The 24,217-nt window shown below is 62.4% G+C and carries 27 protein-coding genes; 18 read left to right on the forward strand and 9 right to left on the reverse strand.

Going from position 1 to position 24,217, the window contains the following annotated elements:
• Positions 1 to 370 precede the first annotated feature (370 nt).
• On the forward strand, positions 371 to 1,114 hold the full coding sequence (gene visN / locus ACOZK4_RS24355; protein ID WP_313523545.1) for a transcriptional regulator VisN: 744 nt from the start codon (positions 371 to 373) through the stop codon (positions 1,112 to 1,114).
• 11 nt (positions 1,115 to 1,125) lie between these two features.
• The gene (gene visR, locus ACOZK4_RS24360) at positions 1,126 to 1,869 is read left to right on the forward strand and encodes a transcriptional regulator VisR (protein WP_421594285.1); all 744 of its coding nucleotides are present in this window, start codon (positions 1,126 to 1,128) and stop codon (positions 1,867 to 1,869) included.
• A 56-nt stretch (positions 1,870 to 1,925) separates the two neighbouring features.
• Here visR and ACOZK4_RS24365 read toward each other — a convergent pair whose 3' ends face one another.
• The 6 genes from ACOZK4_RS24365 to motA all read right to left on the reverse strand — a co-directional run bounded on the left by ACOZK4_RS24365 (position 1,926) and on the right by motA (position 7,111).
• Positions 1,926 to 2,372, reverse strand: coding sequence for a hypothetical protein (locus tag ACOZK4_RS24365; protein WP_313523549.1), 447 nt, complete (start codon positions 2,370 to 2,372; stop codon positions 1,926 to 1,928).
• A 5-nt stretch (positions 2,373 to 2,377) separates the two neighbouring features.
• On the reverse strand, positions 2,378 to 3,457 hold the full coding sequence (gene flhB / locus ACOZK4_RS24370; RefSeq protein WP_421594287.1) for a flagellar biosynthesis protein FlhB: 1,080 nt from the start codon (positions 3,455 to 3,457) through the stop codon (positions 2,378 to 2,380).
• Positions 3,458 to 3,569: 112 nt separating this feature from the next.
• Positions 3,570 to 4,604: a flagellar motor switch protein FliG gene (gene fliG, locus ACOZK4_RS24375; RefSeq protein ID WP_313523554.1), complete on the reverse strand. Its 1,035-nt coding sequence runs from the start codon at positions 4,602 to 4,604 to the stop codon at positions 3,570 to 3,572.
• 30 nt (positions 4,605 to 4,634) lie between these two features.
• A complete protein-coding gene (fliN, locus tag ACOZK4_RS24380; protein ID WP_313523556.1) occupies positions 4,635 to 5,222 on the reverse strand; it encodes a flagellar motor switch protein FliN in 588 nt (195 codons plus the stop codon).
• Positions 5,223 to 5,284: 62 nt separating this feature from the next.
• Positions 5,285 to 6,229: a FliM/FliN family flagellar motor switch protein gene (locus ACOZK4_RS24385; protein ID WP_421594289.1), complete on the reverse strand. Its 945-nt coding sequence runs from the start codon at positions 6,227 to 6,229 to the stop codon at positions 5,285 to 5,287.
• 3 nt (positions 6,230 to 6,232) lie between these two features.
• A complete protein-coding gene (gene motA / locus ACOZK4_RS24390) occupies positions 6,233 to 7,111 on the reverse strand; it encodes a flagellar motor stator protein MotA (RefSeq protein ID WP_298099640.1) in 879 nt (292 codons plus the stop codon).
• A 173-nt stretch (positions 7,112 to 7,284) separates the two neighbouring features.
• On the opposite strand from motA, the gene ACOZK4_RS24395 reads away from it, so the two are divergent.
• The 16 genes from ACOZK4_RS24395 (at position 7,285) to ACOZK4_RS24470 (ending at position 19,413) form a co-directional block, all read left to right on the forward strand.
• Positions 7,285 to 8,064 carry a DUF1217 domain-containing protein gene (locus ACOZK4_RS24395; RefSeq protein ID WP_421594291.1) on the forward strand — a complete coding sequence of 260 codons (780 nt, stop codon included), beginning with the start codon at positions 7,285 to 7,287 and terminating at the stop codon, positions 8,062 to 8,064.
• Position 8,065: 1 nt separating this feature from the next.
• Positions 8,066 to 8,791 (forward strand): flagellar basal-body rod protein FlgF, encoded by a 726-nt coding sequence (gene flgF, locus ACOZK4_RS24400; protein WP_313523562.1) that lies wholly within the window; start codon positions 8,066 to 8,068, stop codon positions 8,789 to 8,791.
• Between the two features lie 54 nt (positions 8,792 to 8,845).
• Positions 8,846 to 10,201 carry a flagellar protein export ATPase FliI gene (fliI, locus tag ACOZK4_RS24405; RefSeq protein ID WP_313523680.1) on the forward strand — a complete coding sequence of 452 codons (1,356 nt, stop codon included), beginning with the start codon at positions 8,846 to 8,848 and terminating at the stop codon, positions 10,199 to 10,201.
• On the forward strand, positions 10,198 to 10,761 hold the full coding sequence (locus ACOZK4_RS24410) for a flagellar protein (RefSeq protein ID WP_313523564.1): 564 nt from the start codon (positions 10,198 to 10,200) through the stop codon (positions 10,759 to 10,761). Before fliI ends, ACOZK4_RS24410 begins: the two co-directional genes overlap by 4 nt.
• Positions 10,762 to 10,956: 195 nt before the next feature.
• A complete protein-coding gene (flgB, locus tag ACOZK4_RS24415) occupies positions 10,957 to 11,337 on the forward strand; it encodes a flagellar basal body rod protein FlgB (protein ID WP_313523565.1) in 381 nt (126 codons plus the stop codon).
• A gap of 3 nt (positions 11,338 to 11,340) precedes the next feature.
• Positions 11,341 to 11,760 carry a flagellar basal body rod protein FlgC gene (flgC, locus tag ACOZK4_RS24420; protein ID WP_313523566.1) on the forward strand — a complete coding sequence of 140 codons (420 nt, stop codon included), beginning with the start codon at positions 11,341 to 11,343 and terminating at the stop codon, positions 11,758 to 11,760.
• A complete protein-coding gene (locus ACOZK4_RS24425) occupies positions 11,757 to 12,086 on the forward strand; it encodes a flagellar hook-basal body complex protein FliE (RefSeq protein WP_313523568.1) in 330 nt (109 codons plus the stop codon). The genes flgC and ACOZK4_RS24425 overlap by 4 nt, the downstream gene beginning before the upstream one ends.
• A 9-nt stretch (positions 12,087 to 12,095) precedes the next feature.
• Complete coding sequence (gene flgG / locus ACOZK4_RS24430) at positions 12,096 to 12,878, forward strand: flagellar basal-body rod protein FlgG (RefSeq protein WP_313523570.1); 783 nt, start codon at positions 12,096 to 12,098, stop codon at positions 12,876 to 12,878.
• Between the two features lie 23 nt (positions 12,879 to 12,901).
• The gene (gene flgA, locus ACOZK4_RS24435; RefSeq protein WP_421594292.1) at positions 12,902 to 13,411 is read left to right on the forward strand and encodes a flagellar basal body P-ring formation chaperone FlgA; all 510 of its coding nucleotides are present in this window, start codon (positions 12,902 to 12,904) and stop codon (positions 13,409 to 13,411) included.
• Complete coding sequence (locus tag ACOZK4_RS24440; RefSeq protein WP_421594366.1) at positions 13,411 to 14,523, forward strand: flagellar basal body P-ring protein FlgI; 1,113 nt, start codon at positions 13,411 to 13,413, stop codon at positions 14,521 to 14,523. Before flgA ends, ACOZK4_RS24440 begins: the two co-directional genes overlap by 1 nt.
• Complete coding sequence (locus tag ACOZK4_RS24445; RefSeq protein ID WP_421594293.1) at positions 14,520 to 15,050, forward strand: MotE family protein; 531 nt, start codon at positions 14,520 to 14,522, stop codon at positions 15,048 to 15,050. The genes ACOZK4_RS24440 and ACOZK4_RS24445 overlap by 4 nt, the downstream gene beginning before the upstream one ends.
• A complete protein-coding gene (flgH, locus tag ACOZK4_RS24450; protein WP_313523576.1) occupies positions 15,047 to 15,757 on the forward strand; it encodes a flagellar basal body L-ring protein FlgH in 711 nt (236 codons plus the stop codon). The genes ACOZK4_RS24445 and flgH overlap by 4 nt, the downstream gene beginning before the upstream one ends.
• A 32-nt stretch (positions 15,758 to 15,789) precedes the next feature.
• A complete protein-coding gene (locus tag ACOZK4_RS24455; protein WP_313523578.1) occupies positions 15,790 to 16,326 on the forward strand; it encodes a flagellar basal body-associated FliL family protein in 537 nt (178 codons plus the stop codon).
• Positions 16,323 to 17,069, forward strand: a complete 747-nt coding sequence (fliP, locus tag ACOZK4_RS24460; RefSeq protein WP_421594294.1) for a flagellar type III secretion system pore protein FliP — start codon at positions 16,323 to 16,325, stop codon at positions 17,067 to 17,069. Before ACOZK4_RS24455 ends, fliP begins: the two co-directional genes overlap by 4 nt.
• Before the next feature lie 237 nt (positions 17,070 to 17,306).
• Positions 17,307 to 18,191, forward strand: coding sequence for a flagellin (locus tag ACOZK4_RS24465; RefSeq protein ID WP_313523582.1), 885 nt, complete (start codon positions 17,307 to 17,309; stop codon positions 18,189 to 18,191).
• A gap of 256 nt (positions 18,192 to 18,447) precedes the next feature.
• Positions 18,448 to 19,413: a flagellin gene (locus ACOZK4_RS24470; RefSeq protein ID WP_313523584.1), complete on the forward strand. Its 966-nt coding sequence runs from the start codon at positions 18,448 to 18,450 to the stop codon at positions 19,411 to 19,413.
• Between the two features lie 82 nt (positions 19,414 to 19,495).
• On the opposite strand, the gene glf is transcribed toward ACOZK4_RS24470, so the two are convergent.
• The 3 genes from glf to ACOZK4_RS24485 are packed head-to-tail and all read right to left on the reverse strand — an operon-like array spanning position 19,496 to position 24,077.
• Entirely contained in the window at positions 19,496 to 20,653 is a 1,158-nt protein-coding gene (glf, locus tag ACOZK4_RS24475) for a UDP-galactopyranose mutase (RefSeq protein WP_421594295.1), read from the reverse strand.
• Between the two features lie 38 nt (positions 20,654 to 20,691).
• Positions 20,692 to 21,978: a hypothetical protein gene (locus tag ACOZK4_RS24480; protein ID WP_421594297.1), complete on the reverse strand. Its 1,287-nt coding sequence runs from the start codon at positions 21,976 to 21,978 to the stop codon at positions 20,692 to 20,694.
• 53 nt (positions 21,979 to 22,031) lie between these two features.
• A complete protein-coding gene (locus ACOZK4_RS24485) occupies positions 22,032 to 24,077 on the reverse strand; it encodes a glycosyl transferase (protein WP_421594299.1) in 2,046 nt (681 codons plus the stop codon).
• Positions 24,078 to 24,217 lie beyond the last annotated feature (140 nt).

Here is a 24,217-nt window from a genome sequence, read left to right on the forward strand (position 1 = left end):
CCCGGCCGGTTGTGAAAGCCTGCATCGTACTGCAATCCAGAATCGAATGAACGCCGGCTTTTTCCGGCGAGCATGATGAAGTCTTTCAAATATTGCATAGTTAACAATATCTTAAACGATCCGCCACCGACAGATCCGCTCTCTGCCGGCAAGGCAAATCACCTGAAGCTTGGCGACTCATAGAAGCCTTCAAAAGTAAATCCCGAGAAGAGGGCGGTGGTTTTTAGCGGTGGTCGATGTACACTTTAGTCACTGATTCGCTTGGTGATTCTTGCTGATGCGGCCTGATCGGGGGGAGTTCGGACGGTTCCGGATTTCAGACGGGAAGGAGGCAGGAATTTTCCGTTCGGAATCGGAACAGGGGGCTATCATGGAAACAATCCGGTCGGATGTCGCGGCCTGGGAATCCTATGGATTCTCCGCCGAGTCTGGTGAGCGTAAGAGTGCGCGTGAGCTTCTGGTTCAACATCTCGGGCGCTGCGCCAATCGCGCCGGCCTGTCCCAAGGATTGCGGGCGCTGACCGATTACGTCAGTGCCTCCCACTATCTTCTCGTTCGTCACGACGTGTCACCCGAAGCCGGGCTGGAGGCCGTCGTCGCTTCTGACTGGCCCTTCGACATGGTGCGCACCATTGCCGGTGCCATCGTTGCCGGCCAGTCGCGCATGAGCGAACTGGACAAGTGCCTGAACCTTCTCAAACCCTGCTTTGCCCATCTGAGCGACGAGATCGCGGTGCCCTCGGGCGTCAGCCGCGAATATTGCGCCATCGCCTTCCATGTCGGGCGGGTGCGCATGTCGCTCGTGCTGCTCTTCCCTGAGCATTTCATCCTCTCGCAGAGCAAGCTGCGCGATGTCGGCGTCGTGACCGGCTATTTCGCCAGCGTCTGTTGCCAGGGCGCGATCCTCAAGCAGGATCGCGAGATGGACCTGACGGACCGCGAGATCGAGTGCCTCTACTGGATCGCCGAAGGCAAGACGAGCGACGAGATCGCCGTCATCCTCGGCATATCCCGCAACACGATCAACAATTACATCACCAGCGTGATGCGCAAGACGGCGACGAAGACGCGGTCCGAAGCGATCGCCTGGGCCGTTCGCAACAGCCTGGTCTGAGGAGAACCGCCATGGGTATCCAGCTTTCCGCCCCCGCTGCCCTGGAGACGGAAATCCGGCTCGCGCGACCGCCGAAAGCGGCGCGTGCATCCGATTTCGTTTCCCGCTTGCAGGTCATGCAGACCATTCTCGGCGCCGAACATTTCGCGGTGCTGCGGGTCGCAGGCCACGGCCTGCCTTCGGCCCGTAGGCTGGCGCTGTCGCTGCACAACTGGGCGAACGATGTCGATGGCAATGCGCGCGCGCTGATCGAGGCCTATGGCCAGACGATGCTCGCCCATCTCGAAGCCTCCATGCTGCCGCTGATCTGGGAGGGTGCGGGCGACAACCAGTTCGTCGAGCCCGGCGCGGAACCCTTCACGGTGCGTCTTCCGGCGCGGCTCCTGTCCTGGTCTGGCATTGCCTTCCCGGTGCGTCTGGGCGCCCATGGCAACGGCTATGTCGTCTTCACCGGCGCCTTCATCGCGCCCTCGAGCGACCTCGTCGTCGATATGCATATGAAGAGCTGCCAGATCCTGATCGACATGCTGGCGGTCGACGAGAAGAAGCTGCTGCCGTCCGAGGCGCTGAGCGAACGCGAGATCGCCTGCCTCCAGATGGCCGGCGACGGCTGCATCTCCGAAGCCATCGCGGAAAAGATGGGCCTTTCCGTGCATACGGTGAATGCCTATCTCGGCACGGCGACGACCAAGCTCGACGCGGTCAACCGCATCCAGGCCATCGCCAAGGCCATCCGCCTCGGCTATATCACCTGACAAATGAAAACGGCCATGGACACCATGGCCGTTTCTTTTTGTGCCCGGTCGCAGGCTCAATGGGCGTGCTGCGATGCCGCGGGGCCGGATTTCACGTAACGCGATTCGGCCAGGCTCTTGCGCAGGAAAGCGGTGTTGTCGTCCGGATCGGGCGACGGGTCGTTGAAGGCGACATGGGTGACTTCCACGCCGGCCGTGTCCTTCTGCAGCAACAGCTTGGCATAGACCGTCACGCCCTGCGGGCGGATTTCCATGTCCAGCGTCACCTCCGGCTCCGTATCCCAGTCGAGGCGATAGTCGCCGCCGGCGCCGAAATTGATCGTACCGGGCAGGAAATACAGCTCCGCAGCCGAAGAGACGAGGTCGGCCAGGTTCCCGTAGCACTCGAAACGCAACAGCGAGACGAGATCGGCGGCATCGAGCAGTCTGAGCTCAGTGGCGACCGGGCAGATTGCCTCTGCGACAATCTTCTCGCGCTCGGCGGAGTAGGTGCATTTTCTCATCGGATCTAGTTTACCCGTCTGGTCTGGGGCGAAGCTGCATAAACCCGGTGAATCAGCTCTGCCACGGCTTTGTAGAACACCGGTGGAATGACACTATCCACCGAGACTTGCGCAAACATTGAGCGTGCGAGCGGAGGATCTTCGAAAACGGGAATTCCGTTCTCTTCGGCGATCTCGCGAATCTTCAGCGCGACGAGGTCCTGGCCCTTGGCGACGACGACGGGCGCATCGCCTTCCTCACGCACATAACGCAGCGCAACGGCGAAGTGAGTCGGGTTGGCGATGACGAGCGTGGCGCGCGGCACGGCGGTGATCATGCGGCGGCGCGCGCGGTCGCGCTGGATCGAGCGCATGCGGGCTTTCACGATCGGGTCGCCCTGCGACTGCTTCATTTCCTCCTTTACTTCCTGCTTCGTCATCATCAGTTCGGAGAACCAGTGATAGCGCGTCCAGGCAAAGTCGATGCCGGCGATGATCGCGGTCGCAAAGAGGATGATGAGCAGGACTTTGTTGATGTCTGATGTCATCAGATAGATGAGCGTCGCAGGCTCGGAGAACATGGTGTCGAGCGAGGCGAAATAATTGCCGCGCATCGCGATCCCGACGACCAGCGAGACGATGAGGATCTTGATCAGCGACTTGCCGAATTCGACCATGCCCTGCTTGCCGAACATGCGGCCAAGGCCCGCGACCGGGCTGAGACGCGACATCTGCGGGCGTATGCGTTCGAGAACCGGGCTCGGCATGTTCTGGAAGACGGAGGAGGCGATGCCGAAGATCATCATCATGGCGAGGATCGGCAGAAGCAGCGCGCCGGCCTCCCAGCCGAGATGGCGGAAGATCGCGATGACATCCGTGCCGGACTTGAGGTTCCAGGCCTCCGGCTGCTCGAAGAAATCGCGCAGCGTCTCGTTCATGCGCGCCACGCCATCAGGCAGGAAGAAGACAAGGAAGAGATAGATCGCCAGCGTCGAGGCGAAGATGGTGATCTCGCGCGAGAAGGGCGTATTGCCCTTCTCCATCGCGTCGCGGATTTTTTTCTCTGACGGGAGTTCTGTTTTGCTGTCTTTGTCTTCGTCCGACATGGCGCACCCCGGTGCCGCATAAAGCAGCAAAAAGCAAACGGCCCGACACCCCTTGCTGGAGAGTCGGGCCGCTGGATACGCTCCGCTTGCGGCGATGTCGTGTCAAGGTGGATCAGGCCGCCTGGGCTTCCTGTTCCTTCTCCTTCAACTGGATTTGTCCAGCGGCAGCCAGGCGAATGGCTTCCTGGGTGATCGAGCGGCGGGCGATCGCCACTTCGCGCGGGTTGCCGTCGCCGACGGCGAGATCCGATTCGATCATGCGGCGCTGGCGTGCACCGATCGACGACAGGATCGATTCGCGCAGTTCCATCGTGGCACCACGCAGAGCGGCCGTGATGATGTCGCCCGAGACGTCGTTGAACAGCGACACGCGGCTCTTCTGCGGCATGTAGAGCACGTCTTCGAAGAGGAAGATCTTCGGACGGACCTTCTTGACCGATTCGGTCGAGACCGTTTCGAGCGAGGCCAGCATTTCGTCGACCTGCGACTTTTCGAGCTCGTTCATGAGGTCGGCGACCTTGTTCGAACCGACCGAATTGCGCTCGGAGTCCAGCGCATTGATCATCTCGATGATCCGCGCCTCGACGATCGCGGTCGCCTTGGGGCTCGCGTCCTTGAGGTTGACGGTTCGGTTGATGATGTCGGCGCGCTGTGCTTCGGGAATTTCCACCAGCACCTTGGCGCCGAAGGCCGAGGGCATCATGGAGAGGATATAGGCGATGGTCTGCGGATGTTCGTTGAGGAGGAACTTCGACACGAAGACCGGGTCGGCGTCCTGCAGACGGTCCCAGATCGTCGATTCGAAGGCCTGGAAGGCGGCGCGGCGGCCGAGCAGGCCATCCACTTCGTCCGGCGTCAGGCCTTCCTCGAGGATGCCTTCCATCATCTTGGCATTGTCCATCAGCCCGGCGCCCTCGGTGAAGAGGTCTTCGAACTCGTTGACGAGATCGATCAGCTCATGCGGCGGGATGGCGCGCAGGTTCTGCGCGGCGGCGATGATCGCCTGAAGCTCGCTTTGCGTAAAATATTTGAGCAGCTTGCCGGCCACGCCCTTGCCCATGGCGAGAAGAACGGCTGCTGCCTTCTCGACCGGCGATAGCGGCGAACCAAGCGCCGTGGACGTCCCGAAATTTTCGAAATCCATCATGGATTATCCCCCTGAACCCTTAACCGGGTGTCAGACCTTGCGTGTACTCTTCACTTCAATGAGCTTCACCCCGAAACGGGTGTCGTCGTTTTCAAGAACCGTAATCTCGCCGCGGCCGATGATGCGGCCGTTGACCATGACCTCGACGGGCTCGCCGATGCGGCGGTCGAGCGCGATCGTCGCACCCTCGCTGAGGTTCATCAGGCTGGAAACCTGCATCTGGGACGAACCGAGCACGATCTGCAGATCGATCGGGATGTCCATGATGAGGTCCATGTTGGACTCCATCGCGCTGCCCGGACGCGGCGCTTCGCCGAGATCGGCGGAGAAATCATTGCCGCCGCCGAAGTCGTTGCCGCCGCCGAAATCCGAACCGCCGAAGCTTGCGCCACCGCCGAAATCGGAGGTCGCCGCAGCACCGCCGAAATCGGAGCTGCCGAAATCACCGCCGAAGGCCGCGAGCGGATCGTCGGTCGCCGTCAGGTCCGTACCAAGCGAGCCGGTGGCATCCTTCTGAAGAACGCCGCGCAGGTCGTCGATCGCCTGCTCCAGTTCCTGGTCGCCTGCATTGATGGAAGACATGATGTCGTCAGCGATGGGTGTTTTCTTCGGTGCCATATGACCACTATTCCATTCGAAACTTGCCTGAGGCTCGCCGCCCCGTACGCGTCATGCGTAAACTATCCGATGATGTGCTGGAGGAGGTCATCCTCCGATCCGTAGGTATCCTTGACCCTGACCGTGTAGCGCGCGCCCGAGCGCCCGAATTCGCAGACATAGAGATTGCGGCCGTTGGCGTTGACCTCGACGCGCACATCACCTGATTCGTTGAACGGGATGATGTCGCCGGCCTGCAGGCGGCTGATCGTATTGAGTGTCTGGGCCTCGAGCCGAATGCGGGCTTCGAGCGTCACCTTCGAGCGACGGACCTGCTCGCCGAGGCGCTCGCTCCATTCGACGCGGGTCTTCGGCGCATTGGCAGGCTTCGGTGCCGATATCGTCGACTTCAAGAGAACGCTCTGCGGAATGACGACGTGGAAGGTCGAGAGGACGGGGCCGATGCCGACAGCCATGTTGACCATCGCGACATGCTCGTTTTCAGAACCGTCCTCGGTCGGCTTGCGCGTTTCGGCATTGTGCGCATGGCCGAGGAAGGGCTCGAAGCCGTTGGCGCCAGAAACGGCGGTCTTCAGCACGCTGGAGATGCGGTCGAACATCATCGCGGCGAGATCGAGCTCGATCTTGGAGAGCGGGCGCGCCTCCGGATCCTCGATGCTGTCGCTGACGGCGCCGAGCATGTTCTCGACGAGCGTGATGATCATCGGGCTGTCGCAGATCAGCGTGAAACGATCGCACCAGTCGCGCAGCGACGCGTCGCACATCGCCATGGCGCCGCCGAGGCCTTCGACGAGCGGGCCGTATTTGCCCGTTTCGAAACCGGCATAGGAAACCGCCACTTCGAATCCGAGTTCGCTTTCCAGCATGTCCGGCAGGAATTCGGCGAAGACGTCGCCCAGGGTGGCGCAGAGCTTCGAAATGGTCGCCGTGTCGCCGAGCTTGCCGGTGAGGCGCGCAAGCACGATCGGATCGAGGGACGGGGCTGCGGTCACGGTCGCTTCACTCATTGCTTAGGCCGCCTTCGTGTCGCCGCCGCCGCCGGGATTCATCATTTCCTGCTCGACCGCGTCGATCGACGGGCGCTCGTAGGAAGAGATGGTCTTGCGGCCGTATTCCAGCGCCACCTGCGGCACGGAACCGTTCATGTAGGCGAGCAGCGTCTGCTTGACGATGATGTAGAGGCGGTTCTGCTTCTCGCGCACGACCTTGATGTTGGTCGCTATCGGCGTGACGATCGAATAGGACAGGAAGATGCCGAGCATGGTGCCGACGAGAGCCGAACCGATGAGGCCGCCGAGAACCTCAGGCGATTCGTTGATCTTGCCCATCGCCTTGATAACCCCGAGAACGGCGGCGATGATGCCGATGGCCGGGAAGGCGTCGCCCATGGTGGAGAGCGACTGGTAGGGCTTCATCTTGTCGCGCGTGATCGTCTGGATTTCCTCGTCCATCAGCGCCTCGATCTCGTGGGAGCGGGCGTTGCCGATGATGATGAGGCGGACGTAGTCGCAGATGAAGGCCGTCAGTTCCTTGTTGGCAAGAACCGTTGGGGCCGACTGGAAGATCGGCGACTCGTCCGGATTGTCGATATGGGCTTCGATCTCGTTGCGCGACTTGGTGCGCAGGTCGCGCATCAGGCTGTAGAGCACGCCGAGCGTATCGAGATAGTGACGCTCCTTGGGAACCTTGTGCTTGAAGGCCTCGCCGAGCGCCTTGCCGGTCTCCTTGATGACCTTCATCGTGTTGGCCACGATGAAGCCGCCGACACCCGCGCCGCCGATGATCATGAGCTCGAACGGCTGGTTGAGCACCGCCAGATGCCCGCCCATGGCCATGAAGCCGCCCAAGACGCAGCCGACCGTAACGATTAGACCAATGATGATATTCATGAGCGCAGGGGTCCCGACACAATTCTGACCCTTCTGGAAATACGGTTCCAGCCTTGCGTGAAGCTGTACCTAACGGCTGGTTTACCGATCAGGTTCGCGCAAGCAAAAGCCCGCAGGATCATGGCTCATAACGGGCGATCCGCGCCCTCTTGCACCTTGATCGGCGGGCTATCGTGACGACCACCTATACGAGCTACCAGTTGATTTCCTCCGACCTCCAGACGTCGCTGAAGCGCGTTTCGGAGCAGCCGGACGTCAAGCGCGAGACGGAATATTACCTCGAGAAGATCGGCGACGTGAAATCGGTCGACGACTTCTTCGCCGACAGCCGCCTCTACAACTACGTGATGAAGGCGCACGGCCTGGAGGACATGGCCTATGCCAAGGCCTTCATGCGCAAGGTGCTGACCGAGGGCGTCGACAACAAGGATGCTTTCGCCAACCAGCTGACCGACACGCGCTACAAGGCACTGGCGGAATCGCTGAACTTCGCCCGCAACGGTGCAGTCGCCACGCTGATGGAAAGTGCCCAGAAGGGCATGGTCGACAAGTATACCCGCCAGACGCTGGAGATCAGCGCCGGTGAGGACAATACGGGTGTTCGCCTCGCGCTCTATTTCGAGCGCATGGCCCCCTCGATCACTTCGGGTTATTCGATCATCGCCGACGACGCGATCGCGCAGGTGGTGCGAACCGCGCTCCAGCTTCCCGCCGAATTCGCCGCCACCGATATCGACCGTCAGGCCGCCTATTACGAAGACGTGCTGAAACTGGACGAGTTGAAGGATCCGTCGAAGGTCGGCAAGTTCCTCGAGCGGTTCACCTCGATGTGGGAACTCGAAAACTCGACAGACAGCGCCGATTCGCTCGCCGCCTTCCAGCCGTCGGGCCTCATCGGCATTTCGACGGATCTTCTGCTTTCCATCAACAATCTGAAACTCGGAGGTCGCTGAGATGCAGACCGGGCTTTATGTATCGCTTTCGTCCCAGCTTGCGCTCGACCGCCGCCTGACGACCCTTGCCGACAACGTCGCGAACTCGACGACCGTCGGCTTCCGCGCCACGGAAGTGAAGTTCAATCAGGTCGTCAGCGACCAGAAGGTCGCCGACGTCGCCTTCGTTTCGCAGGGCGATGAGTTCATCTCCCAGCGCAACGGCGGCATTACCGAGACCGGCGGTGCGCTGGACTTCGCCATCAAGGGCGACGCGTGGTTCCAGGTGGAGACGCCCTCCGGCCCGACGCTCACCCGCGACGGCCGCTTCACGCTGACCGATGCCGGCGAACTTGTGACGCTGAACGGTTATCCGGTGCTCGATGCCGGCGGCGGCCCCATCCAGATCGATGCGACGAATGGCACAATCCAGCTCAGCGCCGACGGCCAGCTCAACCAGAACGGCCGTCCGGTCGCCTCGCTCGGTCTCTTCGATGCCGATCTTTCGGGCGGGTTCACCCGCGCCGGCAACAGCGGCATCATCTCGAAAATCCCGCCAGAGCCGGTGGTCGACCGGGTGGATGCCGGCGTGGTGCAGGGCTATGTCGAAGAGTCCAACGTCAACGCCATCGGCGAGATGACGCAGCTTATCCAGGTCACGCGCGCCTTCGAAAGCATCGCCTCGCTGATGCGCGACAGCGAAGAATCGATGAACGAAGCGGTGCGCACCCTCGGCGGAAGTAAGTAAACCATGGCGGCGGAAACCAGACCCGACGAGAGACGCATTCCCGACGGCGGGCGCATGCTGAGCGCATTGGCCGGGGCCGTGAAGCGCTACTCCTCGCCGGAATTCTCGGTCGTCCACGGCGGCCATGTGCAGACCATTTCGGCCGGCAACTACACGGTCAGCGGCCTGTCGCGCCATGTGCGGCTCGGCGAGTTCGTGGCGCACAGAAGCCCGGCCGGCATTCATCTCGGTGAGGTCGTGCGCGTCGAGCCCGACTCCGTCGTCGTCTGCCCGATCGAGCCGGGCGAGCCGATCAGCATCCACGATACGGTCATCCGCAAGGGTGCTTTCCGCGTCGCGCCGGCCGCCTCCTGGTGCGGCCGCACGATCAACGCGCTCGGCGAGCCGATCGACGGGCTCGGCCCACTCACGCAGGGTGACGACCGTCGGTCCATCTACAATTCCGCTCCGCCCTCGATGACGCGCAAGCGTGTCGAAAAAGGCTTCTCGACCGGCGTGCGCGCCATCGATATTTTTGCGCCGCTCTGCCTTGGCCAGCGTCTCGGCATCTTCGCCGGTTCGGGTGTCGGTAAATCGACGCTGCTGTCGATGCTCGCCCGCGCCGACGCCTTCGACAAGGTCGTCATCGCGCTGGTCGGCGAACGCGGCCGTGAAGTGCGCGAATTCATCGAGGACACGCTCGGCGACAATCTGGCGAAATCGGTTGCCGTCGTGGCCACCAGCGACGAGAGCCCGATGCTGCGCAAGATGGCGCCGCTGACCGCCGTGACGATCGCCGAGCACTATCGCGACCAGGGCGACAACGTCCTGCTCATCATCGACAGCGTGACGCGCTTTGCCCATGCCATCCGCGAAGTGGCGACCGCCGCCGGCGAGCCGCCGATCGCGCGTGGTTATCCGGCCTCGGTCTTCACCGAGCTGCCGCGCCTGCTCGAGCGTGCCGGCCCAGGTGCCGAGGGCACCGGCAGCATCACGGCGATCATCTCGATCCTCGTCGACGGCGACAACCACAACGATCCGATCGCCGACTCGACGCGCGGTATTCTCGACGGCCATATCGTGATGGAGCGCAGCCTCGCCGAAGAGGGGCGTTATCCGCCGATCAACCCGCTCGCCTCCATTTCGCGTCTCGCCCGCAAGGCCTGGACGCCGGATCAGGAGAAGCTCGTGTCGCGCCTCAAGGCGCTGATCCACCGCTTCGAGGAGACGCGGGATCTGCGCCTCATCGGCGGCTACCGCCCGGGCGGCGATGCCGATCTCGACATGGCGATCAAGCAGGTGCCGATCATCTACGAGGTTCTCAAACAGACGCCGGGTGAAAAGCCCGCCGCCGATTCGTTCTCCGATCTTGCCATGGCGCTGAAGAACGCGGCCGGGCAGGGCGGTGCGCCGGGTATGCGAAGGGGATGACAGTGACGGATTTCGATGCGGACGAGGCAGTGCAGCCGCTCAAGCGGCGGGAACGGCGCGGCTACAGCACCGCCGACAAGCTGCTGGCCGGAACGGGCGTGATGCTCGCGGCGATGGCCGCCTTTTTCCCCTGGTATGTCTTCCTCAACCCGGAGAAATTCTCCGTGCCTGCCCTTTGGGAAGGCACGACGCGTGACCTGCCGGAAACCGGCCCGAAGCAGGTGGTCAGCGTCTCGCCGGCCGCCATGGTCGATGATGACAAGGAGTCGGGACAATCGAACGTCGATCCGGTCGCGACCGCGAGCGCCACCGACGAGGGCAACGAAACGAAGCTCGGCGCGCCCATCGATAGCGGTCTCGACCAGCCTCTGCCGGCCAGCACCGGCTTCCGGTTGATGCATGTGGCCAACGGCCGGGCGCTGATCGAGGATGCGCGCGGCATGTATATCGTGCGCGTCGGCTCGATCCTCCCTGACAACAGCCGTCTTGCGACGCTGGAGCAGCGCGACGGCGCCTGGGTCATCGTGACCTCCAACGGCGACGTCATCAAGCGCAACTAGAGGCTGCGGGGCGTTCCGCCCGCAGCTGATTCGGCGTTTCCGGCTTGCCCGGACCGGCCGCCCGCTCGCCGCGATGACTGCGGTTCGAGCATATATAATCCCGGAAATACAGGCACTTGCAGCTCAGTCGCAGCGGTGCAAGTCTGACGCAAGATTGGCTCCGTAGGTTCGCCTCGAACAAGGATGGAGCTTGTCATGCAACCGATACAACTGTTTGAACTGGCCACGAAACAAGCCGATTGGCTTTCGGTCCGCCAGAGTGTGGTTGCAGGCAATCTCGCCAACGCCAACACCCCCGGGTTCAAGGCGAAGGACGTAACTCCCTTTCAGGCGGTGCTCGAGACGACGGGTATCCGCATGGCGGCGACGCAGCCGGGTCATTTCACCGAAACCGAAATGGCAGGCCGCGTCATCGAGACCAAACCCACCGAAGAGATCGGCGTGCAGGAATCCGGCAACACGGTCGGTATTGCCGAAGAACTCATGAAAGAGGGTCAGGTCAAGCGTGACTTTGAGTTGAATGCCGGCCTCGTCAAGGCCTTTCATCGCATGATGCTGATGACAGTCAGAAGGTAAAAAATGGATCCGCTCGTAGCTTCACTGAAAGTCGCGGCCTCGGGACTTGAGGCGCAATCCACCCGTATTCGCATCGTTTCGGAAAACCTGGCCAACGCCCGCTCGACGGGTGATACTCCTGGTGCCGATCCCTTCCGCCGCAAGACCGTGACCTTCGCTTCCGAACTCGACCGGGCAACCGGCGCTTCGCTGGTCCAGGTCGAACGTCTCGGCGAGGATGAAGGCGATTTCTCGACCGAATACGACCCGGGCAACCCCGCTGCCGACGAAAAGGGCATCGTCAAGATGCCGAACGTCAACATGCTGGTCGAAATGGCCGACATGCGGGAAGCCAACCGCTCCTATGAAGCCAACCTGCAGAGCATCAAGCAGTCGCGTGACCTGATCTCCGCGACCATCGACCTCCTGAGGGCCTCGCAATGATCGATAGCGTAACGGGCGTCAAATCGCTCTTCTCCACCAACGGCCTTTCGGGTGTCAACGAGACCTCCAGCAGCGTTTCGGCTGCCGCCGCTCAGGGAACCGGTACGGGCATGAGCTTCGCCCAGGTGATGGGCGACATGGCCACCGAAATGACCAACACGCTGAAGCTTGGTGAAACCAAGTCCTTCGAAGCCATCCAGGGCAAGGCGACGACCCGCGAAGTGGTCGACGCCGTCATGAACGCCGAGCAGACGCTGCAGACCGCCATCGCCATCCGCGACAAGGTCGTCACCGCCTATCTCGAAGTCGCAAGAATGCAGATCTGAGGACCGGACATGAAAGCCCTTGCCATCGCCGCCACCGGCATGAACGCGCAGCAGACCAACCTTGAAGTCATCGCGAACAACATCGCGAACATCAACACGACCGGCTTCAAGCGCGCCCGCGCCGAATTCTCCGACCTTCTCTACCAGACCGAGCGCGCCGCCGGCGTGCCCAACCGCGCCAACCAGGCCGTGGTGCCGGAAGGCGCCATCATCGGTCTCGGCGTCAAGACCGCGGCCGTGCGCAACCTGCATCTGCAGGGCGGCCTCGTCTCGACGGGCAACTCCTTCGACATGGCCCTGATCGGCCGTGGCTGGTTCCAGATCGAGGCGGCCGACGGCTCCACGCTCTACACCCGCGCCGGTGCCTTCAACACCAATGCCGACGGCCAGCTCGTGACGCTCGACGGCTACACCGTCGTGCCGGGCATCACTGTGCCGCAGGACGCCACCGAAGTCACCGTCAGCAAGTCCGGCCAGGTCTATGCGACGGTTGCCGGCCAGCAGCAGGAACTCGGCCAGATCACGCTGGCGAATTTCGTCAACGAGGCCGGCCTCGAGCCGCTCGGTGAAAACCTCTACCGCGAGACCGCAGCCTCCGGTCCCGCCAATGTCGGTGCGCCTGACGAAGCGGGCTTCGCCTATATCCAGCAGAACTACCTCGAAGCCTCCAACGTCGATCCGGTCAAGGAAATCACCGACCTGATCTCGGCCCAGCGCGCCTACGAGATGAACTCCAAGATCATCCAGGCCGCCGACGAAATGGCAGCCGTGGTCAGCAAGAACCTGAGATAACAACCGACACACACGCGGGGAACATGATGTTTCGCCTGATAGCAGCCCTTCGCAGAGTAAAGACCCTTTCGGCCTCGCGCCACGCGGCTCTTGCCGCGTGCGCCGTGCTCGCCGGTCTTTTCGCAGCCGACGCGGCCCTTGCCGATACCCGCATGGCCGTCGTGCCCAAGCGGACGATCTATCCCGGCGAGGAAGTCCAGGCGGGGCAGCTCGAAGAGGTCGAGGTGACCAACCCGAATATCGTCAAGGGCTATGCCGAAAGCATCGGCCAGGTCGATGGCCTGATCACCAGGCGCACACTGCTGGCGGGCCGCGTCATCCTCGTCTCGGCGCTGCGCGAGCCCTTCGCCGTTTCCCGCGGCACCACCGTCCAGCTCGTCTTCGACAACGGATCCCTGATGCTGCGCGCCGCCGGCACGCCGCTTCAGGATGCCGCCGTCGGCGAGCTGATCAAGGTTCGCAACAAGGATTCCGGCGTGATCGTCTCCGGCACGGTCATGGAAGACGGAACCGTACATGTGGTGGCACGATGATGCAGCTTTTCTTCCGTCGCGTCGTTGCCGCCCTTGCGTGCATCATGCTTGCCGCAGGCCCCGCACTTCCGGCCGCCCGCATCAAGGATGTCGCCTCGCTCCAGGCCGGCCGTGACAACCAGCTGATCGGCTACGGCCTGGTCGTCGGTCTACAGGGCACCGGCGACAGCATGCGTTCGTCGCCGTTTACCGAACAGTCCATGCGCGCGATGCTGCAAAACCTCGGCATCTCCATGGTCGGCACGCAGACGCGCGCCAAGAACATCGCGGCCGTGCTCGTCACCGCCAACCTGCCGCCCTTCGCCAGTCCCGGCAGCCGCATCGACGTGACGGTCGGCTCGCTCGGCGACGCAGCCTCGCTGCGCGGCGGCACGCTCGTCATGACTTCGCTGTCGGGCGCCGACGGACAGATTTACGCCGTTGCCCAGGGGTCGATCGTCGTCACGGGCGTCAGCGCCAGCGGCGATGCCGCAACGGTCCAGCAGGGTGTCACGACCGCCGGCCGCGTGCCGAACGGTGCGATCATCGAGCGTGAGCTCCCGTCGCGCTTCAAGGATTCGTCCGATCTCGTGCTGCAATTGCGCAATCCGGACTTCTCGACCTCGGTCGGCATGGCCGATGCCATCAACCGCTATGCTTCCGCCCAATACGGTAATCCGATCGCCGAATCGCGTGATTCGCAGTCGGTCTATATCGCCAAGCCCAAGATGGCCGATCTGGCCCGCCTGATGGCCGATATCGAAAACCTTGTCATCGAGACCGACGTGCCGGCGCGCGTCGTGATCAACGAACGGACGGGCACGATCGTCATCGGCCAGGACGTGCGCATCTCGCCGGTCGCGGTCAGTTACGGAACTTTGACCGTGCAGATCACCGAGATGCCGAAGGTCGTGCAGCCTGAACCCTTCTCCAAGGGGGTGACGGCGGTCGAGCCGAACACGGATATCCTCGTCCAGCAGGACGGTGGCAATGTCGCCATGCTCGACGGTTCCAGTCTGCGTTCGCTCGTGTCGGGATTGAACAGCATCGGCGTCAAGCCTGACGGCATCATCTCGATCCTGCAAAGCATCAAGACGGCAGGCGCCCTCCAGGCAGAACTGGTGCTGCAATGACGACCATGCCCCTTTCCACCCTTGCCCGCAGGCTCGCCTTGCCGCTCGCCGGCTTCGTGATGATGGCCATTCCGGGCGCTTTCGCCGAGGAGCGCCCGGTCATCACCACCACCAATGCGAGCGCCGACGAGATCCGCGAGTTCTGCACCAATATCGCGGACGCCGCGCGCGACCAGCGCTACCTGCTGCAAAAGCAGGAACTGGAAAATCTCCAGAAGGATGTCGATGAGCGCATCAAGACGCTCGAGGCCCGCCGTGCGGAATACGAGGACTGGCTGACCCGCCGCAACGCTTTCCTGAAGCAGGCCGAGGGCGGGTTGGTCGAGATCTACCGGAAGATGAAGCCGGATGCGGCCGCAGCTCAGCTTGCGGAGCTCAATCCGCAGATCGCGTCGGCGATCGTCATGAAGCTTCCGCCGCGCCAGTCGAGCACCATTCTCGGCGAAATGCCGGCCGACAAGGCCGCGTTGCTCACCCGCATCATCGCCGTCGCGGGCGACGCCAACACCTCAAAGGACCCGTCATGAAGAAGACCGCCTCTGCACTCGCCGTCGCGCTGGCATTGTCGAGCTGCTCCAGCCAGGCCCTCAACGAGATCGGCAAAGCGCCGGCGATGAGCCCCATCGGCAGCGGGCTCAACTATGCCGAGACGCCGCAGATGGCGGCGTACCCGAAACAGCCGCGCACGGCGGTTGCCGGCTATTCGATCTGGAGCGACCAGCAGTCGGCGCTGTTCAAGGATTCGCGCGCCTTCAAGGTCGGCGATATCATGACGGTCAATATCCGCGTCAACGACCGGGCGAGCTTCGACAACAAGACGGACCGGTCGCGCACCAACAAGAGCGGCATGAACCTCGGCATCGGCATGAGTGGCGACCTGCCCGACGTCGAGGGCAAGGGTGACCTCACCTACGGCTCCTCGACCAGCAGCAAGGGTGACGGCTCCACGGAGCGCGCCGAGCGACTGAACCTGCTCGTCGCCGCCGTCGTCACGGGCGTTATCGAGAACGGCAACCTCCTGATCAGCGGCTCGCAGGAAGTGCGCGTCAATCACGAGCTTCGCATCCTCAACGTCGCCGGCATCGTGCGGCCGCAGGATGTCGATTCCAACAACCAGATCTCCTACGAGAAGATCGCGGAAGCCCGCATCTCCTATGGCGGCCGCGGCCGCCTGACCGAAGTGCAGCAGCCGCCGTGGGGTCAGCAGGCCGTCGACCTGTTCTCGCCGCTCTGACGCGACAGGCCCAGTCAACCGGGAAGAAAGACATGGCGGAAGAAGAACAGGTCGTCGAGCAGAAGAAGCCGTCGATCGTCATCACCATCGCGATCATCGCCGTGCTGACGCTGCTTGCCGGCGGCGGCGGCTGGGTCGTGGGCAACATGCTCGCGCCGCCGCCGGCCGAAAAGCCCGCCGAGGAAGTGGCCAAGGCCGAGCCCGCAGCCGGCGGGCACGGTGAAGGCGGCCATGGTGAGGCGAAGGGTGCCGCCGGCGAGGACATTCCGCACATCTCGACGCCGGCAAACGGTGTCGTGCTGCTCGATCCGATCACCAGCAACCTCGCCTATCCCTCGGAGAACCGCATCCGGCTCGAGGTTGCGCTGATGTTCAAGGGGGCGGCCGACGTCAAGATCGCCGAAGAAATCCACCAGGACATCATGGCCTATATGCGCACGGTCACGCTCCAGCAGGTGCAGGGGCCGCGCGGTTTCCAATATCTCCGGGACGACCTGCAGGAGCGGGTTGACCTCAGGTCGGAAGGACGCGTAACCAACGTCATGTTCCGGACCTTTGTGATCGAATGATTCGAGCCCTTCTGACCTTCGTCGCCATGATGGCGATGACCGGCATGGCCTATGCCCAGCAGCAGTTGCAGCTGCCGGGCAATATCCTCAATGCGCCTGTCGACGGCTCGGTCGCCTCCTGGATCATCCGCACCTTCGGGCTGCTCACCATTCTTTCGGTTGCCCCCGGCATCCTGATCATGGTGACGAGTTTCCCGCGCTTCGTCATCGCCTTCTCGATCCTGCGGTCCGGCATGGGCCTTTCGACCACGCCGTCCAACATGATCCTCGTGTCGCTCGCACTGTTCATGACCTTCTACGTCATGGCGCCGACCTTCGACCGGGCCTGGCAGAACGGCGTCGAACCGCTCATCGCCAACCAGATCGACGAGACCGAGGCGGCCAAGCGCATCGCCGAGCCGTTCCGCGAGTTCATGGTCGCCAATACCCGCGACAAGGACATCGAGCTCTTCATCTCGCTTGCCGAAGAGCGCGGCCAGACCGTCGTCGAGAACAATATCGCCGACCTGCGCGTGGTCATTCCGGCCTTCATGATTTCGGAAATCCGGCGCGGCTTCGAGATCGGCTTCCTGGTCGTTTTGCCCTTCCTGGTCATCGACATGATCGTCGCCACCATCACCATGGCCATGGGCATGATGATGCTGCCGCCGACCTCGATTTCGCTGCCCTTCAAGATCCTGTTCTTCGTATTGATCGACGGCTGGAACCTGCTTGTCGGCAGCCTTGTCCGGTCCTTCAATTAGACCTTCTTAACCATACATTCTTACCGAGTATTAACCCTGTTTTTCAATGGGTTGAATGCCCCATGCCGATTTAAGGAGTTGGCAAGGATTGGCTGCGAGTTTTGGCATCACACGACGGGTTTGGTATCCCTCTGGATGTCTGGAGAAACCGAGTTGGCATGATGCCGAACCGCCGTAACCGGTAAGTTTTCAGTCCGGTATGTCCCCACCAGTATTTCGTTCAAAGGGACAATCAGAATGTCGAGCATTCTCACCAACACTTCTGCAATGGCAGCCCTCCAGACGCTGCGCACGATCAACAACGACATGGAAACGACGCAGGGCCGCATTTCGTCCGGCGAGCGCGTTGGCGCGGCTAAGGACAACGCTGCCTACTGGTCGATCGCGACCACCATGCGCGCTGACAACGCAGCCATCTCTGCTGTTCAGGACGCTCTCGGCCTCGGCGCCGCAAAGGTCGACGTCGCTTACAGCGGTGTCGAAGCTGCCATCGACGTCGTCAAGACGATCAAGCAGAAGCTGGTCACCGCAACCGAACAGGGCGTTGACAAGACCAAGGTCCAGGAAGAAATCACCCAGCTCCAGGATCAGCTGAAGAGCATCGGCGCTTCCGCCACGTTCAACGGCGAAAACTGGCTGGCTGGTGGCAACGCTGACGGCACGGTCGTTACCGGCTTCGTGCGCGGCGACGACGGCACGGTCAAGGTTACGACGGCAAGCTACGACTCGGCGACCAACGCCCTGTTCGGCGCCTATGACCCGTCCACCGGCGAAGTCGACGACAGCTCGGGCTACCTGGCCGACACGCTCGCCATCGAGCTGACGGACGCCACGACCGACGACGAAGTCGCCGATCACCTCGACACGATCGAAACCGCCCTGACCAACCTCACCACGGTCGGTTCGAACCTTGGTTCGCTCTCCATGCGTATCGGCCTGCAGGAAGACTTCGCTTCCAAGCTCTCGGATGCTCTCGACAAGGGCGTAGGCCGTCTCGTCGACGCCGACATGAACGAGGAATCGACCCGCCTGAAGGCCCTGCAGACCCAGCAGCAGCTCGCCATCCAGTCGCTGTCGATCGCGAACTCCAACTCGCAGAACATCCTCTCGCTGTTCCGTTAATAAACGGACGGGAGACGGCGGGAAGGCTGACCCCGCCAGACCCCACAAAAAGGTCGCGTCCGGAAACGGGCGCGGCCTTTTTTCGTTTTTCTTTCGCGTTAAAGAATTCCTTAACCTTATTGCGGTTTTCTAAGCCCATCGAAACGGTGGGTTAACCAAGAAACTTAACCGGTTAGCAGGCATGAAGCTGACCACCGTTTACCGGTAACATCCGGAATGCCCTTCCTCAGTCAGCCACTCAAGGGGCACGCATCACATGACCAGCATTCTGACCAACGTCGCGGCAATGTCCGCTCTCAACACCCTTCGCTCGATCGGCAGCGACATGGAAACGACGCAGGGTCGCGTCTCCTCCGGCATGCGCGTCGGTGAAGCCGCAGACAACGCTGCTTACTGGTCGATCGCGACCACCATGCGCTCCGACAACATGGCCCTCTCGGCCGTTCAGGACGCTCTCGGCCTCGGCGCCGCCAAGGTGGATACCGCCTATGCCGGCATGGAAGCCGCCATCGACGTCGTCAAGGAAATGAAGAAGAAGGTTACGGCGGCGACCGAACAGGGCGTCGACAAGGCCAAGGTTCAGGAAGAAATCAAGCAGCTCCAGGAGCAGCTGGTTTCGATCGCTTCGGGCGCCGCCTTCAATGGCCAGAACTGGCTCGTTTTCGACAGCACCGCTACCGACGCCGTAGCCGACAAGACGATCGTTTCGGGCTTCGTCCGCGACGCCTCGGGCACCGTCAAGGTCAACACCACGACCTATACGCTCGACGAACTGACCGCCGACTCGCAGAACGTTCTGTTCGGCACGGTCGACACGGACGATTACACGCAGAGCGCCGGTGGTATCCTCGGTTCGGCCGGTGACGACATCGACACGACGGCCAACACCTACACCATCACCGACACGGTCGTCACGCTCGACATCTCGGCCTTCACCGATGACGAAATGGGCGAAGCCCTCAACCTGACGGAAGCTGCCATCCAGCTGATGACGAAGGCTGCCTCGCAGCTCGGTTCGATCTCCATGCGCATCGACCTGCAGGAAGATTTCGCTTCCAAGCTGAGCGACGCCATCGACAGCGGTATCGGCCGTCTCGTCGACGCCGACATGAACGAAGAATCGACCCGCCTCAAGGCTCTCCAGACGCAGCAGCAGCTGGGCATCCAGGCACTCTCGATCGCCAACTCCTCGGCCGAAGGCATCCTCACGCTCTTCCGTTAATCGGCAGACGCGGTTCCAATCCTTCGAAGATTTCGCAAGGCCCCGGTTTATCCGGGGCCTTCGTGCATTCAGGATATGCCGCTTAAAGCGGCGCATGCAGGAAGGCCGACATGGCAGTACCCTCGTGCCTGCGGGCGAGATAGAGCCTTGCGGTGTCGAGCGCTTCGCGGATCGTCACGTCCATGTCGAGGTAGCGGTAGGTACCGAGGCGCCCGACGAAGGTGACGTCCTTCTCCTGTTCGGCGCGGCCGACATAGTCGGCAAGCTGCGCCTTTTCCTCGACGAGGCGGATTGGGTAATAGGGGATATCCTCAGGGCCGCAGGCGCGCGAAAATTCGCGGTAGCAGACCGAACCCTTGTGCTCTTCCCACGGCGAAAAGTGTTTGTGCTCGGTGATGCGCGTATAGGGCACCGCGACGTCGCCGTAATTCATCACCGCGCAGCCCTGATAGTCGCCGTCATAGGTGAAGCGCTCGAAATCCAGTGTGCGATAACCGAGCCGGCCGAGTTCGTAGTCGAAATAACCGTCGAGCGGACCGGAATAGAAGACATGGGCGTAGCCCGCCACCTGGTCGCGCCGGAAGTTCGTCTCGAGCGAAACATGAATGTTGGGATGGTCGAGAATGCCCGCGATCATCTCGGTATAGCCGTTTGCCGGCATGCCCTGGAATTTGTGGAAGAAGTAGTTGTCGTCGTAGTTGAAGCGCACGGGCAGGCGCTTCAGGATCGAGGCCGGCAGCTCGGTCGGCGAGCAACCCCACTGCTTCTGCGTATAACCCTTGAAGAAGGCCTCGTAGAGATCATTTCCGACGAAGCGCAGCGCCTGTTCCTCGAAGGTCTGTGGATCCGATATGGTCTTGTCGGCCTGCTCCTCGAGGAAGACACGGGCCTCGTCGGGCCGGAACGTCTTGCCGAAGAACTGGTTGATCGTGTGCAGGTTGACGGGCAGCGAAAACACCTGGCCGCCGCTCGTCGTCTTCACCCGGTTCTTGTAGGGCATGAAGGTCGTGAAACCGTTCACATAGTCCCAGACCTCGGCGTCGTCGGTATGGAAGATGTGCGGGCCGTAGACATGCACCATCACGCCGGTCGTCTCGTCGCGCACCGTGTGGCAATTGCCGCCGATATGGTTACGCGCGTCGAGGATGTCGACCTTGTAGCCTTCCTGCGCGAGTTCGCGGCCGATAACGGCGCCGGAAAGCCCTGCGCCGACGATGAGTATCTTTTCTTTCACGCTCATTCTATTCCACCCTGCGAAATGTTCTGTCCGGGTGCCGGTCAGCCGGCCGCGCGCAGCACCGGCTTTTCGGTTTCCGGGAAGAGACGCGAACGCATCAGGGCTTCATAGGCCTTGATGAGCGGCGTCGGATCCCAGCCGCGCTCCTGCGGGCCGAAGCTCAGATGGCTGACCGTGAAATCGGAATAGATCGCCGAGGGGCGGCCAAGGAAGGCCGGCACGCCGATGGTGAGCGCATGTTCGTCGTCGCCCTGCGGAAGCGCCATGTGCAGCAGGTCGCGGCCGAGCCAGGCAATGAAATTGATCGACTGCCGCTCGGTCCAGTCGACGGCCGGCTGGGGGAGGGGCAGCGTGCGGCCGTCTTCCCCCAGGAAATAGCCATGCAGCTTGGCCGCGCGTTCGGCGCTTTCCCAGAGCGTGCCGCCGAAACCGCCCGGCGGGTGCTCGAACTCGCCGACATGGGGCGGGATCGAGCCTGCGGCCTGCTGGAGATAGGCGCACACGCCGTTGTTCACGACATTGGCCGAGACGATGAAATAATGCGGGTTGGCGCGGCGGAACTGGATGTAGCCGTCGAGCTTGTCGATATCGACATAGACGATATCGTCGTCGCATTTCAGGAAGACGGCGTCCTTGAAGTCCTCGAAGCGCGTCGCGTAGTAGTCATAGGCCTGGTAGTAGGGCAGTTGCTCGTTCGGATTGCCGATGTAACGGCGCGTGCGCGCATCGACATCGCAGAGTTCGAGATCTGCACCCCAGCCGCCGCGGATCTGCACGGTCGCGCCGGCCGAGAGGTTGATCTCCGGCCATGTGCCGATCGTCACATCGTTGATGCGCAGGATCGGCGCGCCGGCCGCATTGACCGAAAGCGTGACGTCGTTGGGACGGCCGGGCGAGAGGATGCCGGGCGTCGGCTGGCTCCAGAGCGTCTGCTCGTTGCTGCGGTCGAAATGCGCAAGCTGGTCGCGGCCGATCTTGCGCAGCACCGAATGGGTGTTCTTCCAGCCGCCGACGGCGATCTCGTAGCAGTCGTGCGGACGATCGTTCGGGATGACGGCGATGTGCAGGTCATGACGGATGCGGGCGCTGGTGCGGAACGAGGCGCTTGGCGAGACGGTGCCGGCGCTCTGGTAGAGCACCTTGGACCCCATATAGCGGGCCGGGCCGAATTCACGCGTCACCCAGGCATGATCGTCGGCCGAGCGGGTGAAGTCCCAGATGTGCCACTCGTCGATGATCCCGAGATCCAGCGCGCGGCGAATATATTGCGTGAGGATTTCCATCCTCGTCTGCCGTCCGGCAAAGGTCACCAGGATAACTGGGGTCATGCGATCCTCGTCGTTCAGAACGGTTCGTGTTTTCAATAGGGTAATGCCGGCGATCAGCCGGCATTACCCTTCCAAAGGCGGGCGTCTGATGTCAGCGGCGCGTGTTCGTCCATCAGTTTCAGCTGGTCGAGATAGCGCTGCCGGTAGGCCTGTTCGCTTTCGAATTCGATATCGGCGGCGGCGAGCTCGGCGCCGACTTCATAATAGACGTTGAGGTTGCGCAGGTCGGGCACCGGCGTTTCGCCGCGTTCGGCCGCGCCCTGCATCTGCCAGAACAGCTCTTCCAGACGACGCACGAGGCGATCCATGTCGCGCAGCGCGCAGGTCTCGCGCTGGTCCTGCAAGGACTGGCGGATCGCGGCGAGGCTTTCGGGGTTCTTGGCGAAGGCGATCGCCTTGCTCACATAGTCCTCCGGCCCGCTGCAGATCAGCTCCGGAACGCCGGCGGCCGAGACGATGCTGGCGCAGAAGCGCGAGGCAAAGCTCTTGCCCGGCACGGTCAGCACCGGAAGGCCTTGGGTGATCGCGTCCGCGGCGGTCGAATGCGCGCCATAGGGGAAGGTGTCGAGGAACAGATCGGCAAGACCGATGCGGGCCAGATGATCCGGGTTCTGCACCTTGCCGGCAAAGATCAGTCGATCCGGGGAAACACCGGCCTGCTGGGCCATCTGCTTGACGCGCTCATTGACGCTGTCGTCACCGACGAGCAGCCAGAGAACGCTGCCGGGCGTCGCGAGCAGGATCGCCATCCAGCGCGAGAAACACGAGGCCGAGATCTTCTGCATGCCGTTGAAGCTTGCGAAGACGAAGGCATTTTCCGGCAGGCCGACCGAGGCGCGTGTCGGGCGCGCATTGACGGCGCGCTTGCGGTCCACCGGCTGGTTGCAGGGGATACGCAGGACCTTTTCCGTATAGTAGAGCTCGTTTTCCGGCGGCACGATATAGTCGTCCGCGATCATGTACTGGTGGTACGGGCTCGCCATCGAGCCGGGATAACCGCAGAAATTCACGATCACGGGCGCCGGCCGGTAGGCGAAGATCTTCGTGCGCGCATGCTTGGTGTAGCCGTTGACGTCGACGAGCACGTCGATCTCGTCGGCGACGATCTGGCGGGCCGCATCGACATCGCTGACCTTGGTGATATCGCGCCAATGATCGACGGCCTGCTTGATGCGGGCCTGCGTATGGTCGATCGGGGCCGGGTCGCCGCAATAATAGGCGAAGATCTCCACCTGAGACTTGTCATGCAGCTCCAGCACCTCACTGAGCGCAAAGCCGACGGCGTGCTGGCGCAGGTCCGAAGAGACGTAGCCGATGCGCAGGCGCTGGCCGGTGCCGGATTTCTGGCGGACCGGCTTGCGCACGAAGCCGCGCGTATCCGGCCGGCCGACGGTGGCGGTGCAGTAGCGATGCGCCTTGGCGAGCTGGAAGAGCGGGTCGTCGGCGTAACAGGCGATCGTCATGGAGGACATGGCGTCCATGAACTGCCGGCTCGAAATGTGGATGTTGGGCGTAATGACCGGCCACTTGACCTGGCGCATGCGCAGCGAAATCCAGTGCTGCGCGGCCTCGGTGCGGTGCGGCTGCAGTTCCATCGCCTGCCAGAGCGCGGCTTCCGCCTCCTCCAGCTTGCCGGCGCCTTCGAGAACGCGGCCGATATGCTGGAGCACGAGATGGCGGTGGTTGATGCGGTCGGGCGTGACGTCGTTGGTCGTGTCGACATAGCTGCGCCATTGCAGCACGGCCTGGCCGGTTAGACCGCAGTCCTCAAGCGTGCGGCCGAGATTGACATGGGCCTGGCCGAAATCCGGATTGATCTTCAGCGCGGCGCGCAACGCGTTCAGCGTGCCGGAAATGTCGCCGGACTTCGACAGCGAGACGGCGTAGTTGAAATAGGCCAGATGCAGCAGCGGGTTGCCGTCGTTGAACGCGATCCAGGTCTTGTAGAGCTCGATGGCATGCGTTGCCTGTCCGGCCGCCGAAAGGCCCTCGGCCATCTGGAAGAGTTCGGCAAGCGAAAGCTGCTGGGTGCGGGCGCGTCCCAGAACGCTGGCAAGCGCTGCGTTCGGATCGGGAACGATGGGGGTGCTGACAGTCATGGCCATCCTGCGGCAAGGCGGCCTTTCGGCCGGGCGGTTGAACGACTCGCAATGAGCTCGTCTGCCTTGCTACCGGAGTTGACTTGCGTCGGGCTGATCGTTTTGCGGGAAAACCGGGTGGTTCGGCCCCAAACGAAAAG

It is taken from the genome of Shinella sp. M27 (genome assembly GCF_049199905.1).
Lineage (GTDB): Bacteria > Pseudomonadota > Alphaproteobacteria > Rhizobiales > Rhizobiaceae > Shinella.

Coding starts and splice junctions, on each gene's coding strand:
- visN (WP_313523545.1), top strand. CDS start 371: ATGGAAACAATCCGGTCGGATGTCGCGGCCTGGGAATCCTATGGATTC.
- visR (WP_421594285.1), top strand. CDS start 1,126: ATGGGTATCCAGCTTTCCGCCCCCGCTGCCCTGGAGACGGAAATCCGG.
- ACOZK4_RS24365 (WP_313523549.1), bottom strand. CDS start 2,372: ATGAGAAAATGCACCTACTCCGCCGAGCGCGAGAAGATTGTCGCAGAG.
- flhB (WP_421594287.1), bottom strand. CDS start 3,457: ATGTCGGACGAAGACAAAGACAGCAAAACAGAACTCCCGTCAGAGAAA.
- fliG (WP_313523554.1), bottom strand. CDS start 4,604: ATGATGGATTTCGAAAATTTCGGGACGTCCACGGCGCTTGGTTCGCCG.
- fliN (WP_313523556.1), bottom strand. CDS start 5,222: ATGGCACCGAAGAAAACACCCATCGCTGACGACATCATGTCTTCCATC.
- ACOZK4_RS24385 (WP_421594289.1), bottom strand. CDS start 6,229: ATGAGTGAAGCGACCGTGACCGCAGCCCCGTCCCTCGATCCGATCGTG.
- motA (WP_298099640.1), bottom strand. CDS start 7,111: ATGAATATCATCATTGGTCTAATCGTTACGGTCGGCTGCGTCTTGGGC.
- flgF (WP_313523562.1), top strand. CDS start 8,066: ATGCAGACCGGGCTTTATGTATCGCTTTCGTCCCAGCTTGCGCTCGAC.
- fliI (WP_313523680.1), top strand. CDS start 8,846: ATGCTGAGCGCATTGGCCGGGGCCGTGAAGCGCTACTCCTCGCCGGAA.
- ACOZK4_RS24410 (WP_313523564.1), top strand. CDS start 10,198: ATGACAGTGACGGATTTCGATGCGGACGAGGCAGTGCAGCCGCTCAAG.
- flgB (WP_313523565.1), top strand. CDS start 10,957: ATGCAACCGATACAACTGTTTGAACTGGCCACGAAACAAGCCGATTGG.
- flgC (WP_313523566.1), top strand. CDS start 11,341: ATGGATCCGCTCGTAGCTTCACTGAAAGTCGCGGCCTCGGGACTTGAG.
- ACOZK4_RS24425 (WP_313523568.1), top strand. CDS start 11,757: ATGATCGATAGCGTAACGGGCGTCAAATCGCTCTTCTCCACCAACGGC.
- flgG (WP_313523570.1), top strand. CDS start 12,096: ATGAAAGCCCTTGCCATCGCCGCCACCGGCATGAACGCGCAGCAGACC.
- flgA (WP_421594292.1), top strand. CDS start 12,902: ATGATGTTTCGCCTGATAGCAGCCCTTCGCAGAGTAAAGACCCTTTCG.
- ACOZK4_RS24440 (WP_421594366.1), top strand. CDS start 13,411: ATGCAGCTTTTCTTCCGTCGCGTCGTTGCCGCCCTTGCGTGCATCATG.
- ACOZK4_RS24445 (WP_421594293.1), top strand. CDS start 14,520: ATGACGACCATGCCCCTTTCCACCCTTGCCCGCAGGCTCGCCTTGCCG.
- flgH (WP_313523576.1), top strand. CDS start 15,047: ATGAAGAAGACCGCCTCTGCACTCGCCGTCGCGCTGGCATTGTCGAGC.
- ACOZK4_RS24455 (WP_313523578.1), top strand. CDS start 15,790: ATGGCGGAAGAAGAACAGGTCGTCGAGCAGAAGAAGCCGTCGATCGTC.
- fliP (WP_421594294.1), top strand. CDS start 16,323: ATGATTCGAGCCCTTCTGACCTTCGTCGCCATGATGGCGATGACCGGC.
- ACOZK4_RS24465 (WP_313523582.1), top strand. CDS start 17,307: ATGTCGAGCATTCTCACCAACACTTCTGCAATGGCAGCCCTCCAGACG.
- ACOZK4_RS24470 (WP_313523584.1), top strand. CDS start 18,448: ATGACCAGCATTCTGACCAACGTCGCGGCAATGTCCGCTCTCAACACC.
- glf (WP_421594295.1), bottom strand. CDS start 20,653: ATGAGCGTGAAAGAAAAGATACTCATCGTCGGCGCAGGGCTTTCCGGC.
- ACOZK4_RS24480 (WP_421594297.1), bottom strand. CDS start 21,978: ATGACCCCAGTTATCCTGGTGACCTTTGCCGGACGGCAGACGAGGATG.
- ACOZK4_RS24485 (WP_421594299.1), bottom strand. CDS start 24,077: ATGACTGTCAGCACCCCCATCGTTCCCGATCCGAACGCAGCGCTTGCC.